The following is an 18,224-nucleotide window of genomic DNA, read 5'->3' on the forward strand; positions in this document are numbered from 1 at the left end:
TCACCTCCACGAGTAGCTGACCTCGGGCCGCCCGCCGCTCGCGCCGTACCTCAGGCCGCGGGCGGCGAGGCCCTGGTCGGCGAGGTGCTCGAGGTAGCGACGCGCGGTGACGCGTGAGCTGCCGACGGCGGTGGCGACCTCGCTCGCCGACAGGTCGCCGTCGGCATCGCGCAGCGCGGCCGTGACGGCGCGCAGCGTCTCGGTGCTCATCCCCTTGGGGAGCGGGGCGGTGGCGCTGGGGCGCAACGACCCGAGCAGCCGGTCGACCTCGTCCTGCACCACCTCGGCCGGGGCAGCCTCGAGCTCGGCGCGGTAGGCGGCGTACTGCTCGAGCTTGGCGCGGAAGGTCGCGAACGTGAACGGCTTGAGCAGGTAGAGCACGACGCCCTGGCCCACGGCCTGGCGCACCACCTGGGTGTCGCGCGCGGCGGTCACCGCGATCACGTCGCACAGGTGCCCGGCGCCGCGCAGCCCGGCCAGCAGGCCGAGCCCGTGGGTGTCGGGCAGGTTCATGTCGAGCAGCACCAGGTCGACCGGCGCGCCGGCGTCGCGGGCGGCGTCCAGGGCCCGCGCGGCCTCGCGGGCCGAGCGGGCGATGCCGGCCAGTGTGAAGCCCGGCACCCGCCCGACGTACGACGCGTGCGCCTCGGCCGCCAGCTCCTCGTCCTCGACGACGAGCACTCGCACGCTCACGATGCCGCTCCCGCGCGCAGGGTGACCGTGAACTCCGCGCCTCCGAGGGTGGAGCGGGCGACGGTGACGTCGCCGTCGTGCTTGCGGGCGACCTGGACGACGAGCGCGAGGCCCAGGCCGCGGCCGGTGCCGGGCTCCGCCTTCGTGGTCCAGCCCCGGTCGAGCACCCGCTCGGCTGCGTCCGCGTCGAGGCCGGGGCCGCTGTCGCCCACGCGCACGACGAGTGTCCCGGCGTCGCCCTCGAGGGCGACCGCGACCCGGCGCGGGTCGGCGAGGGCGACGGCGTCGAAGGCGTTGTCGACCAGGTTGCCGACGACGGTGACCAGGTCGCGGGCCGAGATGCTGGTGCCCGCCGGGACGGTGCCGGTGATCGCGAGGTCGATGCCACGCTCGGCGCCCTCGGCGGTCTTGCCGAGCAGCAGCGCCGCCAGCACCGGGTCCTCGACGGCGCCGACGACCTGGTCGGTCAGCAGCTGGGCGACGTGCAGCTCGGACGTCGCGAACTCGACCGCGTCGTCGGGGCGACCCATCTCGATGAGGGACACCACGGTGTGCAGCCGGTTGGCGGACTCGTGGTTCTGCGAGCGCAGCGACTCGGTGAGGCGTCGTACGACCTCGAGCTCGCCGGTCACCGAGCGCAGCTCGGTGTGGTCGCGCAGCGTGACGACGGACCCGACGTCACGGCCGTCCCAGCGAGCCGGCGCGGCCGACACGACGAGCATCCGCTCGCCGGCGAGGTAGAGGTCGTCGGACTCCGCGGTGCGCCCACGCGCGGCGGCGACCAGGCCGGGTGCCAGGCCGAGGTCCTCGACCGGCCGGCCGACGACGTCCTCGGGCAGCGCCAGCAGCCGACGCGCCTCGTCGTTGACGAGCTGGACGCGGCCGGCTCCGTCGAGGAGCAGCAGCCCCTCGCGCACGGAGTGCAGGACCGCGGAGTAGTACTCGTACATCCGCGCGAGCTCCTGCTCGCCCATCCCGTGGGTGACCCGGTGCAGCCGTCGGCCCAGCAGCCACGCGCCGGCGAGGCCGAGCAGCAGCACCAGCAGCCCGCACAGCACCACGACCGTCACGTCGCGCCGCAGCCCGCGGTCGATGTCGCTGACCGTGATCCCGACCGACACCAGCGCCACGACCCTGCCACCGTCCTCCACCGGTACGACGGAGCGCACCGACGGTCCGAGCGTGCCGGTGTACTGCTGGGTGAAGACCTCGCCACGGGGCGCGCCGCCGAGGTCGCCGACGAACCTCCCGCCGATCTTCGTCGGGTCGGGGTGCGTGAAGCGGGTGCGGTCCAGGCCCATGACCACGACGAAGTCGGTGTCGGTGTCGCGGCGGACCTGCTCGGCCCAGGGCTGCAGCTCGGCGGTCGGGTCGGTGCTGCGCAGCGCCTCGCGGACGGCGGGGGAGTCGGCCACGGTCTGGGCCACGGCGACCGCGCGCTGGGTCGCCCGGCTGCGGGAGTCGCGCCGGGCGTCGTAGGACGCCATCAGGATGCCGACCACGACGAGCAGCAGCACCGTGCCGACCTGCAGCACCAGCACCTGGCGGGCGACCGGGCGGTCGCGGAGCAGGCGGGGTCGGGGCACGTCGCCATTCTCGCCCAGCCGGGGGCCGTCGGTGTGACGTGCGCCACGAACACAACGAACACAACGGTGACGGTCGTCACGACCGGTCGCAGAGTGGCGTCGTACCCCAGCCAGACCAGGCGATACCGGAGGAACCATGACCACCACGGCGCGCGGCGCGCGGACGCACTACCTCTATCTCGCGGTGATCGGCGCGGTGCTGCTCGGCATCGCGACCGGCCTGCTGTTCCCCGGCTTCGCCGTCGAGCTCAAGCCGCTCGGCGAGGGCTTCGTGAACCTCATCAAGATGATGATCCAGCCGGTCATCTTCTGCACGATCGTCCTCGGCGTCGGGTCCGTCGCCAGTGCGGCCAAGGTCGGCCGCGTCGGCGGCCTGGCGCTCGGCTACTTCCTGGTGATGTCGACCGTCGCGCTGTCGATCGGCATGCTGGTCGGCAACCTGCTGCAGCCCGGCGACGGCCTGCACCTGAGCGCCGAGGCGGCGGCCACGGCGCACGAGAAGGCGGCCGAGGGCCACGCCGACACCACGGCGTTCCTGCTCGGGATCATCCCGACCTCGCTGTTCAGCGCGCTCACCAGCGGCAGTGTCCTGCAGACCCTGCTGGTCGCCCTGCTCGTCGGCTTCGCGCTCCAGCGGATGGGTGCGACGAGCGCCCCGATCATCACCGCGGTCGGTCACCTGCAGCGACTCGTGTTCCGGCTGCTGGCCATGATCATGTGGGCGGCGCCGGTCGGTGCGTTCGGCGCCATGGCCGCGGTGACCGGCCAGGGCGGCGTCGACGCGCTGAAGAGCCTGGCGGTGCTGATGGTCGGCTTCTACATCACCTGCGTGCTGTTCGTGGTCGTCGTGCTCGGCACGCTGCTCAAGGTCACCACCGGGATCAACATCTTCGCGCTGCTGCGCTACCTGGGCCGCGAGTTCCTCCTCATCCTCGCCACGTCGTCCTCGGAGTCCGCGCTGCCCCGGGCGATCGCCAAGCTGGAGCACGCCGGTGTCGACAAGACCACGGTCGGCGTCGTCGTCCCGACCGGCTACTCGTTCAACCTCGACGGCACCGCGATCTACCTGACGATGGCCTCGATCTTCATCGCCGAGGCGATGGGCACGCCGCTCGCCCTGGGCGAGCAGGTCTCGCTGCTGCTGTTCATGATGATCGCCGCCAAGGGCGCCGCGGGCGTCACCGGCTCCGGCATGGCCGTGCTGGCCGGCGGGCTGCAGTCGCACCGCCCGGAGCTGGTCGACGGCGTCGGCCTGATCGTCGGCATCGACCGGTTCATGTCCGAGGCCCGCGCGCTGACCAACTTCGCCGGCAACGCCGTCGGCACCGTCCTGGTCGGCCACTGGACCGGCGGCATCGACCGGGCCCGGCTGGACCGCGTGCTCGCCGGCGAGGAGCCGTTCGACGAGACCACGATGCTCGACGACCACGCCCCGCAGGCCGAGCCCGAGCGGGTGCCTCAGCCGGTCTGATCGACCAGGTCCAGGCTGTGGCGGGCGATGGCTGCTCTCGTGGCGGCCATCGCCCGCAGTGCGTCCGTGGGCTCCTGGTCGAGCACCTCGAACGGGATCGCGGACAGCCCGCTGAAGATCAGCAGGTGCAACGCGTGAGCCCGGCGGACCGCCTCGATGCCGAGGTCGACGCCCTCGGCGACCAGGCCGTCGACGTACGCCGCCAGGCAGGCCTCGTCGCGCTCGGCGAGCCCGTCCGCGGAGCCGCGCCCGAGCTGGACCTCGCCGACGAGCAGCTGGCCGAGGTCGAACCCGACGGGCAGCGCCATGAAGAAGCCGAAGTCGATCAGGGTGAAGCCGTCGCGGTCCGGTCGGACCAGCAGGTTGTTGGGGCAGGCGTCGCCGTGGCCGACCAGCTCCGGCTGCGCGAGCAGCTCCTCGGTGAGGCGGGGGAGGTCGTCGACAGCGGCCAGCAGCCGGGGACGGAGGTCGGTGAACGCGCCGGCGACCAGCGGGTGGCGCCACACGCCCTCGTCGGCGAGGATCGGCAGCACCTGGTGGCCCACACGTCCGTCGACGTAGCTGCGGACGTCCCACTCGTCGCTCCCGATCCGGGCCAGCGCCCGGATGCCGGGGCGTGCCGCGAACCGGCCGAGCAGGTGGGCGGCGTGCCGGTAGCGGTCGAGGTCCCAGACCGCGTCGACGGTCGGCACCACCTCGAGCCACACGCTGTAGGAGCAGCTGTCGATGTCGTGGACGCCGAGGGCGCGGGGCATCGCCAGCCCGGGCGGCAGGTGGTCCGCGAGGTCGGAGGCGTAGACCCTGCCCTCGGTGCGCCACGGGACCACGCCGGCCGCCCACTCCCGCACCTCGGGCGGCACGCTCTCGAAGAGCGGCGAGCGCGACCACTCGTGGACCTGCTTCACGAAGAGCCGGAAGTCGTGGGCGTGGCCGTCGACGGCGGCGGTGCCGCGCACCCACCAGCGGCCACCGGTGGTGATCGCGGGCAACGCGTAGTCGACCACCTCGGCGTACGACGAGACGAGCTCGACGTCGTCCACCCCGAGGAGCTCGGCGAGCATCGCAGCGAGCAGGTCGTCGCCGACGTCGGCGGCACCGAGAGCGGATCGGTCGTGCACGGTGGCCTCCTACAGCGACGCAGATCACCCGATCGTAGGGCCGTGCGGGTCCCCGGGGCACCGGCTCCGGGCCGCTAGCGTGAAGCCCATGGCGGACGACTCGGGCACCCAGGTCGTGCTGCCCTGGCACCGTCGCCTCGCCCGCCTGGTGTGGCGCCTGGTCGTCACGACGGCGAGCTCGTGCCTGAAGTACCGCGTCACCGGCCTCGCCGCCGAGGCAGCCTTCTTCGCCGTCGTCTCCGTGCCGCCGCTGATCTTCGCGCTCGCCGGCGGCGTCGGCTACGTCACCGAGCACTTCACCGCCGCCCAGGTCGAGGAGGTGCGACGCGCAGTCGTCGACCTGTTCTCGCGCTTCCTCACCGACACGGCGGTCAACAAGGTGATCAAGCCGACCATGGACGACGTGCTGCGCGGCGGCCGCTTCGACGTGATCTCGCTCGGGTTCGTGCTCGCGCTGTGGTCCGGGTCGCGCGCGCTCAACGTCTTCGTCGAGACCATCACGATCATGCACGGGCTCGGCGGGCACCGGGGGATCGTGCGGACCCGCGCCCTGTCGTTCGTGCTCTACATCCTCGCGGTCGTCACCGGCGCGATCACGCTGCCGCTGGTCGTCGCCGGCCCCAGGCTGGTGCGCTCCTGGCTGCCGAACCGGGCCGAGTTCCTGATGCAGTTCTACTGGCCGCTGATCATCGTGCTGTGCGTGTGCTTCCTCGCCACGCTCTACCACGTGTCCGTGCCGGTGCGGACCAGCTGGAGCTTCAACCTGCCGGGCGCGGTGTTCTCGATGACCAGCTGGATCGTCGGGTCCTACCTGCTGCGCTGGGTGCTCACCGTGACCGCCGAGGACTCGCACTCGATCTACGGTCCGCTGGCCGCGCCGATCGCGATCCTGGTGTGGCTCTACATCGCCGCGCTGGCCGTGCTGATCGGTGCGGGCGTCAACGCATCCTTCGACGAGGTGTTCCCCCAGGAGGCCACGCAGCGGGCGCGCCGGGAGCTGCTGGACCGCCTGCTGCGTCGTACCCCGGACCCGGTGGAGTAGGTTCCCGCCGTGGGCGTGCTGAGCGGAGGACCGGCCGAGACCCCCCTGACGGGGCAGGTCGCGCTGCCGGAGCGGATCCGGTCGCCGTGGTGGCAGCTGGGACGCCGCCTGCTGCTGGCGTTCGCGATCCTCGCCGGCACCGTGCTGCTGGTCTACCTCGACCGCGAGGGGTACCGCGACACCGGCGACGCGACCGCGGCCGACCCGAACGGCACCATCTCGCTGATCGACTCGGTCTACTACACGACGGTCACGCTGAGCACGACCGGCTACGGCGACATCTCGCCGATCAGCGACGGCGCCCGCCTGGTCAACGCCTTCATCATCACGCCGGCCCGCATCGGGTTCCTGGTCCTGTTGATCGGCACCACGCTCGAGGTGCTCGCGCAGCGCAGCCGCGAGCTCTTCCGCATCTCTCGTTGGAGGAAGCAGATGGGACACCACGTCGTGGTGATCGGCTACGGCACCAAGGGCCGCAGTGCCGTCGAGACGCTGGTCGGCAACGGGCTCGACCGCGAGCACGTCGTGGTCGTTGACCCGAGCCCGGTCGCCCTTGCCGACGCGCACGCCGACCAGCTCGCCGTCGTCACCGGCGACGCGACCCGCCGCGGCGTCCTGCAGCGCGCGGGCGTCGCGGAGGCCGACCAGGTCATCATCACGACCGGTCGCGACGACTCCAACGTGCTCGCCGCCCTGACGGTGCGCCAGCTCAACCCCGACGCCTGGATCGTCGCGGCCGTGAGCGAGCAGGAGAACGCCCCGCTGATGCGCCAGTCCGGCGCCGACTCGGTCATCACCTCCTCCGACGCCGTCGGCCGGCTCCTCGGCCTCTCGACGCTCTCGCCGACGCTGGGCACGGTGATGGAGGACCTGCTGACCTACGGCGAGGGTCTCGAGGTCGCCGAGCGCGAGCTGCTCGTCAACGAGGTCGGCATGCCGCCCCAGTCGCTGCCCGACCAGGTGATCGCGGTGATCCGTGACGAGAAGGTCTACCGCTACTTCGACCCGGTCGTGACCCTGCTCGCGCGTGGCGACCGGCTGGTCGTCGTGCGCCCGGCCAAGGAGCTGCCGTGGGCGCCGCGTCCCGGCACCCACGACGAGGACTTCGCCACCGACGAGGACTGACCCGGGCCCGGTCGGGACCCTCGCCGGGACCACTGGTCCTCCCGGACTACACGGGTCGCCGACGACCGTCCTGACCTGCGGGTCGATCGGTCCGAACCCCGTGGCGCCGCGCGACATCGGGTGGGCGAACCGGCAGTGTTGGCCGCATGGGGAAGGACTTCGGACCGTGGGTGCGCCACGACTGGTGCCCACGCTGCTACCGGCTGACGGAGCAGACGCGCTGGTACCGCCGGCTGCTGGGGGAACCGCCCGACCAGCACGAGCGGCGGGTGCGCTGCAACGAGTGCTCGGCCGACCTCGACCACGCCGCGGCCAGCTGATCCCGGGCGGCTGAGGCCGCAGGGTTGCGCTCGGGGGATCGGGTACTGCGCGTGCGTAGCCCGTATCCGAGGAGGAGGCACCCATGCACCGCAAGAGCACGGCCGAACTGCTGAGGGACGACCTGCGCGACCTCGTCGACGCCGTCGTGCCCGACGTCGAGTCCGCGGTCCACAACGTGGCGGAGAAGGCCCCGCCCCTGATCCACCACGGCCGTGCGGCGGCCATGGAGAAGGGCGCGCTCGCGGCGACCTCGCTCGCGCGACGGATCCCCGACCCGGTCCTCGACCGGCTGCCGGACACCGTCTCGGACCGCATCCCGCAACCGCACCGCCGCCGCGGCCGGGCGCTGGTGGTGCTCGGCGTGCTCGGCGTCCTGGGGGCGGCCGCCGCCGTGGTCGCGCGTCGTCGGCAGGCCCCGCCGGAGCGTCCGGTCGCGACCGGGATCGAGGAGCAGAGCCCGTCCTGACGTATTCGAACATGTGTTCTATTCTGGCCTCATGGCGGGGGTTCGACACGTGTGGGTCCGGCTGGCGTTCGTGCCGGTCGAGCTGCCCGGACTGGTCCTCCACTGGCGCTCCACCGACCACGGCTGGGAGGGCCTGGTGGCGTACGTCGACCGGGAGGGCCGGACCGTGACCGACTGGCTGGCGGCCACTGCCCTGCGGCCCGTCCCGCTCGAGCAGAAGGGCGGCGCGCCGGCTCCGTGACCGCGCCCGGACCGACCACGGAAGTCGTGCGGCGTCATCTCGCCGATTTCGCCCCGCGTGGCGGTTCGGGCCACTACTCTCGGTCCCGGTTCCCCAACCACAGCGTGCCCGACGAACCCCACACTCGCCGGGCACCAGGCGCCCTGCCCGGCCATGCCGGGCAGGGCGTTCCCCTTGCCGGCCGATGGCCAGCCGATCGTCGGCATGGTTGCCGGCCTGCTAGTCGGCACGGTTGTCGGCATGGGCACTTCGTGACGCGGCGGGTAAAGCCTTCGAGAAGTTCGCTCCCGGCCTCCCGTCGCAGACCTATGGTGAGCGAGGACCAGACGAGTCTCGGGACCGGTCCGGTCGCGACGATGAAGGGATCCCGCGCATGGCGATCGTGCGACGTACACCGCCCGGTGCGGCTCCCTGCATCCCTCCTTCCCCGGCTCGTGGTTGTTCCCTGCGACGAGCCGGCCGTGGTGAGGCGTCCCCACTCAGCCTGACCATGGGCGGGTGCTCTCCGGGAGACCACTGAGTGCCTGTCGGACCCGGGAGATCCGGGTGTCTGCTCCGTCGCAGGAAGAGCGCACCTGTGACGGAGCAGACGACGACATGATGGTCCCGTGGACACCGAGACCCGCACCTATCGCACGGGCGACCGCGACGTCGTCCTCGACCTGACCCGCGACTGCGCGAGGTTCGCGGCCGGCCGTGGCGACGGCCTGCTCCACGTCTTCGTCCCGCACGCCACCTGCGGCCTCGCGATCCTCGAGACCGGCGCCGGCAGTGACGACGACCTGCTCTCCGTGCTCGGCGAGCTGCTGCCCGCCGACGACCGCTGGCTGCACCGTCACGGCACCCGCGGCCACGGCCGTTCGCACGTGCTTCCGGCCCTGGTGCCGCCGTACGCCACGGTCCCGGTGCTCGACGGTCGCCTGGCGCTCGGCACCTGGCAGAGCATCTGCCTGGTCGACCTCAACGTCGACAACCACGAGCGCGAGGTGCGGTTCAGCTTCCTCGCGGGCTGAGCGCCTCCGTAGGCTCGCCACCATGAAGGTGCTGCTCAACGTGATCTGGCTGGTCCTGTGCGGGTTCTGGATGTTCCTCGGCTACCTGACCGCCGGCGCGCTGTGGTGCATCACCATCATCGGCATCCCGTTCGGGCTGGCGTCCTTCCGGATCGGCTTCTTCGCGCTGTGGCCGTTCGGGCGCACGGTCGTGGTCAAGCAGAGCGCTGGCATCGCGAGCGGGATCGGCAACGTGCTGTGGCTGGTGCTCTCCGGGATCTGGCTGGCCATCGGCCACGTCGTCACGGGTGTGCTGCTGTGCCTCACGGTGATCGGCATCCCGCTCGGGGTGGCCAACTTCAAGATGATCCCGGTCAGCCTGCTGCCGCTCGGGCGCGAGATCGTGCCGACCGACCGGGCCGGCGCCGTGCTGGCGGGGGCCCGCTTCTGAGCGGGCCCGGCCGGTCGGGAATGCCCGCGCCGGTCACGTGGTTGTGGACATCAGCTGGTCCGAGATCATGCCCCCGGGCCTCACCCTTCGCCGCTGAGAGCGGCCACTCGCCGAGAGGCGGCTGACGGGGCCAGCCGGCAGCACCGCGCAGCCACCCGCCGGGCAGTCCCCGGTCCGGGTGGCTGCGCGCGTCTGCGACGCAACCGACACGCGTTCCTCCTCGACTCAGAGGAACGCGTGTCCCTCTCCGCGGTACGTCGCGACGCTGGCGACGAGCTTCCCGTCGTCGACCAGGTGCAGCTCGTTGACCCGCTCGCACACCTCGCCCGCCTTCGCGTGCCGGAACCAGACCCGGTCGCCGACCCGGAAGTCGGCGGCGTTGGTGAGCGGGGTCTGCGCCTCGCCGGCACCCTCCATCGACGTCAGCCGCAGCCCGGGCGGCCACACCGGCGTGGGGAGCCGGTCCGGGCCGGGGACGCCGCTGGCGACCCAGCCACCGCCGAGCACGGTGGCGATGTCGGGTGCCGGACGTCGTACGACACTGGTGACGAAGTACGCCGCGGGCCGGGGCTGGAAGCGGCGGTACCCGTCGAACAGGGTGGGGCAGTAGAGCCCCGACCCGGCGGCCACCTCGGTGACTGCGTCCTCGGCGACGGTCGTCTCGATGCTGCCGGTGCCGCCGCCGTTGACGAACTCAAGGTCGACGACCTCACGCACCGCAGCCACCGCGGCGCCCCGGCGGCGGGCCAGCTCGGCGATCGAGGTCGCCTGGATCGCCCGGACCTGTGCGCGGTGCAGCAGGGAGCCGGTGTTGTCGCCCAGGCCGGCGACCTGTCCCTCGTAGGCCATCATGCCGACCAGCCGGACCCTCGGGCGGGCGGCGATCGCGAGAGCGGTGCGGCGGGCGGACTCGGGAGCGTGGACGGGGGAGCGGCGGGTGCCGAGGTGCAGCCGGCCCTGCAGCAGTCGCAGCGACGCGTCGAGGTCGAGGCAGACCCGGATCGGCGGCGCGCCCGCAGGCAGGGCGCTCTCGATCAGGTCGACCTGCTCCGTCGAGTCGACCATCAGGGTCACCCTGGCGGCCAGCCGCTCGTCGCTCGCGAGCTCCTGGATCGCGTGCACGTCGGCGGTGGGATAGCCGACCACGACGTCGTCGCAGGTCCGTGCCAGCCAGAGCGCCTCCGGCAGGGTGAGGGCGAGGATGCCCGCGTAGCCGTCGAGGTCGAGCACCGCGTCGCTGATCGCACGGCAGCGCACCGACTTGGTCGCGAGCCGCACCGGCTTGCCGGCGGCCCTGCTCACCAGGGAGCGGGCGTTGGTGGCGAGCGCGCCGAGGTCGACGACGGCGTACGGCGGCTCGAGGTGGGCCGTCGCCGCGGCGAGCGCGGCGACGCTGGCCGCGGGCGTGGTGACGGCCGCGAGGTCGAGGACCCGGGTGGTGGTCATCCGAAGATCCGCTCGACGTGGGCGTTGGTGAACACGCCGTCGGGGTCGAAGCGCTTGCGGACGTCGAGGAAGGCGTCGAACTCGGGGTAGAGCCCACGCAGGGCCTCCGCGCCCAGGGTGTGCCGCTTGCCCCAGTGCGGGCGTGCGCCGTACGCCGCCGCGATCTCCTCGATCGCCGAGAAGTACTCCTGCCAGGCCATGCCGGCGTACGCGTGGGCGGCGATGTACGCCGTCGGGCGGCCGTACGACGGGCTCAGCATCGACTCCGTGTCGGCGGCGACGAAGCGCACCTCGAGCGGGAAGTTCACCTCGAACCTGCGGCGCTCGATCATCGCGAGGACGTCGGTGAGCGCCTCGGTGACGGCCTCGCGCGGGAACGCCCACTCCGTCTCGGTGAACCGGACCAGCCGCGGGCTGGAGAACACGCGGTGGCTGACGTCGACCCGGCTGGAGGAGCCGGCGAGCCGGGTGACGGCGCGGTTGAGCCGCGGGATCGCCGACGGGTAGCGGCGCCCGGCGCGGCACACCAGGTCGAGCACACGGTTCTCGACGATCACCTCGTCGAGGTAGGCCCCGACCCTGCCGCGGGTGCTGATCGGCTCGTCGGTGCGGTTGAGCTCCTTGGTGAGCGCGTCGTCGGCGTGCGGGAAGACGAAGAGCTCGAAGTGGTCATTGCCGTCGGCGTACGCGTCGAGCTCGGCGAGGACCTGGCTCAGCGGGAGCCGGTCACGTCGCTCGTGGAGGCGGAAGGACGGCACCGTGCGCAGGGTGTACGCCGTCACGACGCCCAGGGCACCGACGCTGACCCGGGCCGCGCGCAGGTCGTCGCCGGCGACCTCGACGACCGTGCCGTCGGCGGTGACCAGCTCGGCCGACTCGACCAGCGTGGCGAGGTTGCCCAGCTTCGCGCCGGTGCCGTGGGTCGCGGTCGAGATGGCGCCGGCCGTGCTCTGCACGTTGATGTCGCCGAGGTTGGCGAGGGCCAGGCCGTGGTCGTCGAGCAGGTCGTTGAGGTCGTGCAGCCGGGTGCCGGCGGCGACCCGGACCAGGCCGGTCACGCGGTCGACGTGGTGCAGTCCGGTCAGCCTGTCGAGGGAGACGAGGGTCCCGTCGGTGACGACGTTGTCGCCGAAGGCGTGCCCGGCGCCGACGACGCGGACGACCTGGCGGCGCTCGGCAGCGCTGCGGACGGTCGAGACGACCTCGTCGACGGACGACGGCAGGGCGCGCCGAGCCGGGGTGCAGCTCTGGTCGCCGGTCCAGTTCTTCCACATGGCCACCACCCTGCCCCGGCCCGCCGTACCGGTGAAGCACGGGAATCCGCACCCACTCACACCATCGCGGTTGTCAATCCGGGATGGGTGGTTGTTTCCGCGCCAGGGGTGGGCGGGGTCACGCTCCTCCCATGGCCGCGACCGAACCGCACCCCCGCTCGAGCTGGGCCGTCCTCGCGGCGTTCGCCGTCGTCGGCGCCGTGACCCAGCTGCTCTGGCTCACCTACGCGCCGGTCACGACCGTGGCCGCCGACCACTACGGTGTCTCCGAGGGGGCGATCGGCTGGCTCGCGAACGTCTTCCCGCTCTTCTACGTCGTCCTCGCGATCCCCACCGGCCTGGCCCTCGACCGCTGGCTGCGCCCGACCCTGGCGCTCGGCGCGGTGCTCACCGCGCTCGGTGCGTGCGTGCGCCTGGCCGGCGACGACTTCGGTACGGCCCTCGCGGGCCAGACCCTGATCGCCGTCGCCCAGCCCCTCGTGGTGACCGCCACCTCGGCCGTCCCGGCGCGCTACCTGCGCGCCGACGACCGCCCGCGCGGCATCGCAGCCGCCTCCGCCAGCACCTTCGCCGGCATGATCCTGGCCTTCCTGCTCGGCACCGTGGTCAGCCTGCACGCCGCGCTGGTGATCGGCGCGGTGGCCGCGGTGGCTGCTGCGTTCGTGCTGCTCGTCGTGCTCCGCGAGGCGCCCGGGTTCGTGCCCGAGCAGCCGGCGACCGGCTTGGCGGACTTCCGCGCGGCCTGGCGCAACCCGGTGGTGCGCCGGATGTGCGTGCTGGTGCCGGTCCCGTTCGGCACCTTCACCGCCCTCACCACCTGGGGCCAGCCGCTGCTCGAGCCGGCCGGCGTCAGCAGCGACCGGGCGGGTCTGCTCCTGCTGCTCAACGTCACCGCGGGCGTGATCGGCTGCGCCGTCGTACCGGTGTGGGCGGCGGACCGGGGCCGCCAGCGCGAGGCCGTCCTCGCCGGCGTGCTGGCGGCCGTCGCCGGGTGTCTCGTCCTCGCGGGCCTCCCGGGGATGGGCACGGGGCTCGGTGCGTTCGTCGTGGTCGGCGTGCTCCTGCTGCCCGCCCTGCCGATCGTGCTGGAGCTGAGCGAGCGTGCGTCCGGACCGTCCGCCGGTGCCGCAGCGGGGCTGGTCTGGATGGCGGGCCAGCTCGGCGCGCTCGTCGTCACCGGTCTCGCCGGCCTGCTGGTCGACGCCCCGGCCGCGGCGTTCGCGTTCCTGGCTGCCGTCACGCTCCTCGCGCTGCCGGCTCTGCCGACAGGACATGCCCTAGCATCACGGACATCGACCTCCAGACACGCAAGCTCCGCTACTTCCTCGCGGTAGCCGACGAGCTCCACTTCAGCCGCGCGGCCGCCCGCGTGTTCCTCACGCAGCAGGCGCTGAGCCGCCAGATCAAGGAGCTCGAGGAGGAGCTGGGCGTCCAGCTCTTCGAGCGGACCACGCGCAGCGTCGCGCTGACGCCGGCCGGGGAGTCCTTCCTCGTCGCGGTCCGCGACGTCCTGGAGCGCCTCGACGACGCGGTCGCCGCAGCTCGTCGTACCGACCGGTTGCTGAGCGGGCGGATCCGGCTCGGCTTCATCCCCGGCGCCGCGCTCGAGCTGACCGCCCCGATCATGACGGCCTTCCGCGCGGCGTACCCGGACGTCGAGGTGCAGATGCGGGAGTTCCCCGCCAACGACCCGTCGGCCGGCCTGGCCTCCGGCGTCACCGACGTCGCGTTCATCCGGCTGCCGCAGGGGACCCAGCGGATCGAGACCGAGGTGCTCTTCACCGACCCGGTCGTCGCGATGGTCGCCGAGACCCACCCGCTCGCGACCCGCACCTCGGTCTCGGCACGTGACCTGGTCGCCCATCCGCTGACGCTGTCCGACACGACCGACGAGGTCTACCGCGCCTTCTGGGGCCTGTACGACGCCCGCTCGAGCCCGGGGGCCTTCGTCGCCGTCTCCTCGGTCACCGAGGAGACGTCCCTGGTCTCCGCGGGCGCGGCGATCGGGGTCACCGGCGCCGCGGTGATGACCTACGCGCCGCTGCCCGGCGTCCGGTTCCTCCCGGTCGAGGACTGGCCGGGCTCGCAGGTCGCCGTCGCCTGGCACGTGGGCGAGCGCTCGGCTGCCGTCGCGCGCTTCGTCGACACCGTGTGCGCCGTGCGGGACCGCGAGCGGGAGGTGGTCGAGCGGATCGAGGCGCGCGGCCGGATCGAGCCGAGCACCTGATCTAGGCCGGGGCCAGCACGATGTCGAAGCGCACCCGCGACCAGGCGCCGTCGACCACCCGGTCACCGGGAGCCGGGGTGCCGGCCGGCTGCTGCTCGAACCTCTTCACCAGCGATTCCTTCACGCCGAAGACCGAGTCGCTCTCGAGCAGCTCGTCGCCCTCGACGAAGATGTGCGTGACCAGCGTGCGCTGTCCGGGCGCGGTGACCATGAAGTGCAGGTGCGAGGCGCGCATCGGTGATCGGCCGGTGGCGGCGAGCATCCGGCCGACCGGGCCGTCGTCCGGGATCGGGTACGGCGTGGGCCTGATCGCCCAGAACGCATAGCTCCCGTCTTGCCCGCTGAACAGGTGGGCGCGGGCGGCCGTCCGGTCGTCGTCGTACTGGACGTCGTAGAAGCCGTTGTCGTCGGCCTCCCACACCTCGATCCGCGCACCCGCGACGGGACGGCCGTCGGTGTCGGTGACGGTGCCCTCGACCCAGCACGGCTCACCGGCGGCGTCGCCGGCGATGTCGCCGCCGGACTCGATGCGCGGCGAGCCGTCGACGAAGAACGGCCCGAAGACGGTGGCCTCGGTGGCGTCGCCGTGAGCCTCGTTGTTCATCGCGATGGTCTGCATCGAGGCGCCGAGGACGTCGGAGAGCAGGATGAACTCCTGCCGCTTGTCGTCGGTGATGTGGCCGGCGTCGGTGAGGAAGCCGATGCCGGCCTCCCACTCGGCCTCGGTGAGCCGCACCTCGCGCAGGAAGGCGTGCAGGTGCCGGGTGAGCGCCTGCACGACCTCCTTGAGCCGCGGGTCGGCCGTGGCGTCGAAGGAGCGCAGGACGCGCTCGACCAGGTCCTGCTCGCGGGCCTGCTGCTCGGCGGAGACGGGCGTGCTCATGCGGGATCGGCTCCTTCCCAGACCGCGCGCAGGAGCGCGGTGAGGTTCTCGGTGGTGACCGGTGTCGGGTTCGATGGTGGTACGACGGGCAGGACGGCCGCCACCGCGTCGGCGACCTGGTCCTCGCGGAATCCGTGGTCGCGCAGCGCCCTGGGCGCACCGACCTTGGTGCGCAGCCGCTCCAGGCCAGCCAGGGCGGTGGGTGCGCCGAAGGCCGCAGCGAGCCGGGCGTCGGCCCGGGGCGCGTTCGGCACGTTGAGCGCGAGCACGTGCGGCAGCACGGCTGCGTGGGTCTGGGCATGCGGGAGGTCGTAGCGACCGCCGAGCACGTGGCAGATCTTGTGGTGCAGGCCGGACCCGGCGGACGCGAAGGCGACGGCAGCGAGGTAGGCGCCGTGGATGGTCTGCTCCCGCCCCTCGAGCGAGCGCGGGTCGGCGACGACCGCGGGCAGCCCGGCACACAGGGCCCGGGCGCCCTCGGTGGCCAGCGCCGCGTTGATCGGGTCGGCGCGCGGTGCCCACAGTGAGTCGACGCAGTGGGCAAGGGCGTTGAGGCCGCTGGCCACCGACAGGTCCACGGACAGGCCGGTCATCAGCGTGGCGTCGTACACCACGGCGCGAGGGAGCACCCGCCGGTCGACCCCGGTCGTCTTCACCGAGCCCTCGGTGAGGCCCCAGACGTCGGTGGCCTCGGAGCCGGCGTAGGTCGTCGGCACCGCGATCACCGGGAGGCCCGTGGTGAGCGCGACCGCCTTGCCGAGCCCGGTCGTCGAGCCGCCTCCGACGGTGACCACCACGTCGACCTGCGCGTCGGCCGCAGCGGCGCGGGCGCGCTCGGCGACCTCGACGGGGACGTGCATCACCACCTCGTCGAACGTCAGCACCACGGGCAGTCCGGCGGTGACCGTGGCGGCGAGGGCGGCCTCCCGGTCGGAGGCGATCACCATGACCCGGGTGGCGCCGAGCGCGGCGACCTCCTCGGCGACGGCGGCTGCGGCCTCGCCGGACGCGAGCCGCACCCGCTGCGGCAGGGTGTCGTGGACGTACTTCACGCGTCCCTCCCCAGCACCGTGCTGAGCGCGGCGTGGAGCGCGGCCTCGGGGTCGTCGGCGAGGGTGTGGGCGCGCCAGGCGACGTGCTTGTCGGGGCGGACCAGCAGCGCTCCGCTCTCCTCGACCTCGCGCAGCTTGGACCAGTCGTAGTAGAGGTCGGTGACCGCGCGGCCGGGGCCGATCACCACGCTCGTCAGCGCCACGCCGAGCGCTGCCGCCACCTTCTCCGCCGCCGGTGCCCAGTCCTCGCCGGCGACGCCGGTGATCAGGGTCCAGCGGTCGTACGGCGCGAGGTCCATCATCGCGCGCTTCGCGACGTTGTCGCCGACCCACGCGTGCGGCAGGTGGGCGCCGGGCGAGGTGGACATGACGTGGTAGAGGTCCTCGTCCGGGCTCGGTGCCGGCCGGGTGCCGTCGGAGACGATCGCCCGCGACTCGTAGAACTGCCCGAGTTCCACGCCGTGGGCGTTGAACTCGTAGTTCTTGCGGTCCATCGCCGAGACCAGGGCGGCCCGCCGGGCCGCGCCCTCGGGGGTGTTCTCCTTGCGCTGCTCGATCATCGCGGCCATCGCGGCCGGATCGGTGAGCCCGGTGATGCCGAGCGCATCGAAGATCTCCGCGAACTCGCGGGCGCTCCGGTTGGCACGGGTGACGATCCGCTTCGCGACCGGTGCCCGCTCCTCGGAGTAGCTCTCCAGCAGGCTCGGGTCGGCCTCGCCCCTGAGGACCGCGGCCAGCTTCCAGGCCAGGTTGTAGGAGTCCTGGACCGAGGTGTTCGAGCCGAGGCCGTTGCTCGGCGGGTGCCGGTGGATCGCGTCGCCGACGCAGAACACCCGTCCGCGCTGCAGGTGCGTCGCGTACATCTCGTTGACGCCCCACAGCGAGTAGCCGGTGATCTCAGGCTCCAGGTCGGGCATCCCGAGCAGGTCGCGGACGATGCGCGCCGCCTCGGCGTCGTCGAGGTGGGGCGGCTCCTCGTTGATGTCGTAGCCCCAGACGATCAGCCACTCGTCCCACGGCCGGACCATGCGGACCAGTCCGGTGCCGATGCCGCCGACGTTGGAGCCGGGCTGGATGACCCAGTAGAGGACGGAGGGCCGGTGGTCGACGTACTGGCTGATGTCGGCCTTGAAGGTGATGTTCATCGACCCGGCGATGTCCATCGCGCCCTCGAAGGGCAGGTCGATGTCGGCGGCGACCTTGGACCGTGCGCCGTCCGCGCCGACCAGGTAGCGGCAGCGGATCGTGTACTCGTGGCCGGTGAGCCGGTCGCGGACCCGGACGTCGACCTTGTCGTGGTCCTGCACGTGGGAGAGGTACTCGGTCGAGAAGCGAGCCTGGGTGCCGCGCTCGGTCGCGTTGCGGACCAGGATCGGCTCCAGGTAGGTCTGCGGGATGTCGACGGTCAGGCACGGCGAGGCGAGCTGGTAGTCGGCCTCGCGGTCGGGACGGGTGCCCCAGGTGTGGATCCGGCCGATCTCCTCGCCGGCGATGCTCGTGCAGAACACGGTGTCGCCGCACAGCTCGTGCGGCGTCGCGTCGGCGAGCACCTGCTGCTCGATGCCGAGGTCGCGGAAGACCTCCATCGCGCGCTGGTTGGTGATGTGGGCGCGCGGGGTGTTCGCGGTCCAGCGGTACTTGGTGATCATGATGTTCGCGACGCCGAGGGTGCTCAGGAAGAGCGCCGCCGCGGCGCCGCCGGGGCCGGAACCGACGACCAGCACATCGGTCTCGACCACGTCCTCGACCGCGGGCAGCTCGGTGTCGGCGATCCCGTCGTTGAACTCAGCCATGTCCCGAGGGTGGGGCCGCTGCTGTGGCGGCCGCCACAGCAGC

Annotated in this window: 18 protein-coding genes; 10 read left to right on the forward strand and 8 right to left on the reverse strand. The window is 72.7% G+C overall.

The annotated features are described in order from the left end of the window. Entirely contained in the window at positions 1-693 is a 693-nt protein-coding gene (locus BJ958_RS05145; RefSeq protein WP_179725850.1) for a response regulator, read from the reverse strand. Continuing rightward, positions 690-2,279 (reverse strand): sensor histidine kinase, encoded by a 1,590-nt coding sequence (locus BJ958_RS05150; RefSeq protein ID WP_343052575.1) that lies wholly within the window; start codon positions 2,277-2,279, stop codon positions 690-692. The genes BJ958_RS05145 and BJ958_RS05150 overlap by 4 nt, the downstream gene beginning before the upstream one ends. Before the next feature lie 136 nt (positions 2,280-2,415). Here BJ958_RS05150 and BJ958_RS05155 point away from each other — a divergent pair, with 136 nt between their 5' ends. Next, positions 2,416-3,750 carry a cation:dicarboxylate symporter family transporter gene (locus tag BJ958_RS05155; RefSeq protein ID WP_179725852.1) on the forward strand — a complete coding sequence of 445 codons (1,335 nt, stop codon included), beginning with the start codon at positions 2,416-2,418 and terminating at the stop codon, positions 3,748-3,750. Here the strand turns inward: BJ958_RS05155 and BJ958_RS05160 are convergent. Further along, a complete protein-coding gene (locus BJ958_RS05160; RefSeq protein WP_179725853.1) occupies positions 3,738-4,868 on the reverse strand; it encodes a phosphotransferase in 1,131 nt (376 codons plus the stop codon). The genes BJ958_RS05155 and BJ958_RS05160 overlap by 13 nt on opposite strands. 88 nt (positions 4,869-4,956) lie before the next feature. Here BJ958_RS05160 and BJ958_RS05165 point away from each other — a divergent pair, with 88 nt between their 5' ends. The 7 genes from BJ958_RS05165 (at position 4,957) to BJ958_RS05195 (ending at position 9,506) form a co-directional block, all read left to right on the forward strand. Continuing rightward, positions 4,957-5,910, forward strand: coding sequence for a YihY/virulence factor BrkB family protein (locus tag BJ958_RS05165; RefSeq protein ID WP_179725854.1), 954 nt, complete (start codon positions 4,957-4,959; stop codon positions 5,908-5,910). A gap of 9 nt (positions 5,911-5,919) precedes the next feature. Next, positions 5,920-7,035, forward strand: a complete 1,116-nt coding sequence (locus BJ958_RS05170; RefSeq protein WP_343052576.1) for a potassium channel family protein — start codon at positions 5,920-5,922, stop codon at positions 7,033-7,035. 146 nt (positions 7,036-7,181) lie between these two features. Beyond that, positions 7,182-7,355, forward strand: coding sequence for a hypothetical protein (locus BJ958_RS05175; protein WP_179725855.1), 174 nt, complete (start codon positions 7,182-7,184; stop codon positions 7,353-7,355). 83 nt (positions 7,356-7,438) lie between these two features. Next, positions 7,439-7,822 carry a hypothetical protein gene (locus BJ958_RS05180; RefSeq protein WP_179725856.1) on the forward strand — a complete coding sequence of 128 codons (384 nt, stop codon included), beginning with the start codon at positions 7,439-7,441 and terminating at the stop codon, positions 7,820-7,822. Between the two features lie 31 nt (positions 7,823-7,853). Further along, positions 7,854-8,063 carry a hypothetical protein gene (locus tag BJ958_RS05185; protein ID WP_179725857.1) on the forward strand — a complete coding sequence of 70 codons (210 nt, stop codon included), beginning with the start codon at positions 7,854-7,856 and terminating at the stop codon, positions 8,061-8,063. Positions 8,064-8,671: 608 nt separating this feature from the next. Next, positions 8,672-9,076 carry a YjbQ family protein gene (locus BJ958_RS05190; RefSeq protein ID WP_179725858.1) on the forward strand — a complete coding sequence of 135 codons (405 nt, stop codon included), beginning with the start codon at positions 8,672-8,674 and terminating at the stop codon, positions 9,074-9,076. Between the two features lie 22 nt (positions 9,077-9,098). Further along, positions 9,099-9,506 (forward strand): YccF domain-containing protein, encoded by a 408-nt coding sequence (locus BJ958_RS05195; protein WP_179725859.1) that lies wholly within the window; start codon positions 9,099-9,101, stop codon positions 9,504-9,506. Between the two features lie 225 nt (positions 9,507-9,731). Here the strand turns inward: BJ958_RS05195 and BJ958_RS05200 are convergent, their stop codons facing one another. Continuing rightward, the gene (locus tag BJ958_RS05200; protein ID WP_179725860.1) at positions 9,732-10,952 is read right to left on the reverse strand and encodes an alanine racemase; all 1,221 of its coding nucleotides are present in this window, start codon (positions 10,950-10,952) and stop codon (positions 9,732-9,734) included. Beyond that, on the reverse strand, positions 10,949-12,226 hold the full coding sequence (locus BJ958_RS05205; protein WP_179725861.1) for a D-arabinono-1,4-lactone oxidase: 1,278 nt from the start codon (positions 12,224-12,226) through the stop codon (positions 10,949-10,951). The genes BJ958_RS05200 and BJ958_RS05205 overlap by 4 nt, the downstream gene beginning before the upstream one ends. Before the next feature lie 131 nt (positions 12,227-12,357). Between BJ958_RS05205 and BJ958_RS27620 the strand changes: the two genes are divergently transcribed. Together BJ958_RS27620 and BJ958_RS27630 are read left to right on the forward strand one after the other, a co-directional pair. Further along, the gene (locus BJ958_RS27620; RefSeq protein WP_246319009.1) at positions 12,358-13,560 is read left to right on the forward strand and encodes an MFS transporter; all 1,203 of its coding nucleotides are present in this window, start codon (positions 12,358-12,360) and stop codon (positions 13,558-13,560) included. Continuing rightward, positions 13,518-14,453, forward strand: a complete 936-nt coding sequence (locus BJ958_RS27630; RefSeq protein WP_343052822.1) for a LysR family transcriptional regulator — start codon at positions 13,518-13,520, stop codon at positions 14,451-14,453. The genes BJ958_RS27620 and BJ958_RS27630 overlap by 43 nt, the downstream gene beginning before the upstream one ends. A 1-nt stretch (position 14,454) precedes the next feature. Here the strand turns inward: BJ958_RS27630 and BJ958_RS05215 are convergent, their stop codons facing one another. The 3 genes from BJ958_RS05215 to BJ958_RS05225 are packed head-to-tail and all read right to left on the reverse strand — an operon-like array spanning position 14,455 to position 18,181. Continuing rightward, positions 14,455-15,336, reverse strand: coding sequence for an intradiol ring-cleavage dioxygenase (locus BJ958_RS05215; protein ID WP_179725863.1), 882 nt, complete (start codon positions 15,334-15,336; stop codon positions 14,455-14,457). Continuing rightward, on the reverse strand, positions 15,333-16,388 hold the full coding sequence (locus BJ958_RS05220) for an iron-containing alcohol dehydrogenase (RefSeq protein WP_179725864.1): 1,056 nt from the start codon (positions 16,386-16,388) through the stop codon (positions 15,333-15,335). The genes BJ958_RS05215 and BJ958_RS05220 overlap by 4 nt, the downstream gene beginning before the upstream one ends. After that, entirely contained in the window at positions 16,385-18,181 is a 1,797-nt protein-coding gene (locus BJ958_RS05225) for an FAD-dependent oxidoreductase (RefSeq protein ID WP_179725865.1), read from the reverse strand. Before BJ958_RS05225 ends, BJ958_RS05220 begins: the two co-directional genes overlap by 4 nt. Positions 18,182-18,224: the final 43 nt, after the last annotated feature.

Origin of the sequence: Nocardioides kongjuensis (assembly GCF_013409625.1) — a bacterium.
GTDB classification, from domain to species: Bacteria; Actinomycetota; Actinomycetes; order Propionibacteriales; family Nocardioidaceae; genus Nocardioides; species Nocardioides kongjuensis.

What these genes read in the sequence shown, in the direction of transcription:
- BJ958_RS05155 (WP_179725852.1), top strand. Translation starts at nt 2,416, where the DNA reads ATGACCACCACGGCGCGCGGCGCGCGGACGCACTACCTCTATCTCGCG.
- BJ958_RS05165 (WP_179725854.1), top strand. Translation starts at nt 4,957, where the DNA reads ATGGCGGACGACTCGGGCACCCAGGTCGTGCTGCCCTGGCACCGTCGC.
- BJ958_RS05175 (WP_179725855.1), top strand. Translation starts at nt 7,182, where the DNA reads ATGGGGAAGGACTTCGGACCGTGGGTGCGCCACGACTGGTGCCCACGC.
- BJ958_RS05180 (WP_179725856.1), top strand. Translation starts at nt 7,439, where the DNA reads ATGCACCGCAAGAGCACGGCCGAACTGCTGAGGGACGACCTGCGCGAC.
- BJ958_RS05185 (WP_179725857.1), top strand. Translation starts at nt 7,854, where the DNA reads ATGGCGGGGGTTCGACACGTGTGGGTCCGGCTGGCGTTCGTGCCGGTC.
- BJ958_RS05195 (WP_179725859.1), top strand. Translation starts at nt 9,099, where the DNA reads ATGAAGGTGCTGCTCAACGTGATCTGGCTGGTCCTGTGCGGGTTCTGG.
- BJ958_RS05200 (WP_179725860.1), bottom strand. Translation starts at nt 10,952, where the DNA reads ATGACCACCACCCGGGTCCTCGACCTCGCGGCCGTCACCACGCCCGCG.
- BJ958_RS05205 (WP_179725861.1), bottom strand. Translation starts at nt 12,226, where the DNA reads ATGTGGAAGAACTGGACCGGCGACCAGAGCTGCACCCCGGCTCGGCGC.
- BJ958_RS27620 (WP_246319009.1), top strand. Translation starts at nt 12,358, where the DNA reads ATGGCCGCGACCGAACCGCACCCCCGCTCGAGCTGGGCCGTCCTCGCG.
- BJ958_RS05215 (WP_179725863.1), bottom strand. Translation starts at nt 15,336, where the DNA reads ATGAGCACGCCCGTCTCCGCCGAGCAGCAGGCCCGCGAGCAGGACCTG.
- BJ958_RS05225 (WP_179725865.1), bottom strand. Translation starts at nt 18,181, where the DNA reads ATGGCTGAGTTCAACGACGGGATCGCCGACACCGAGCTGCCCGCGGTC.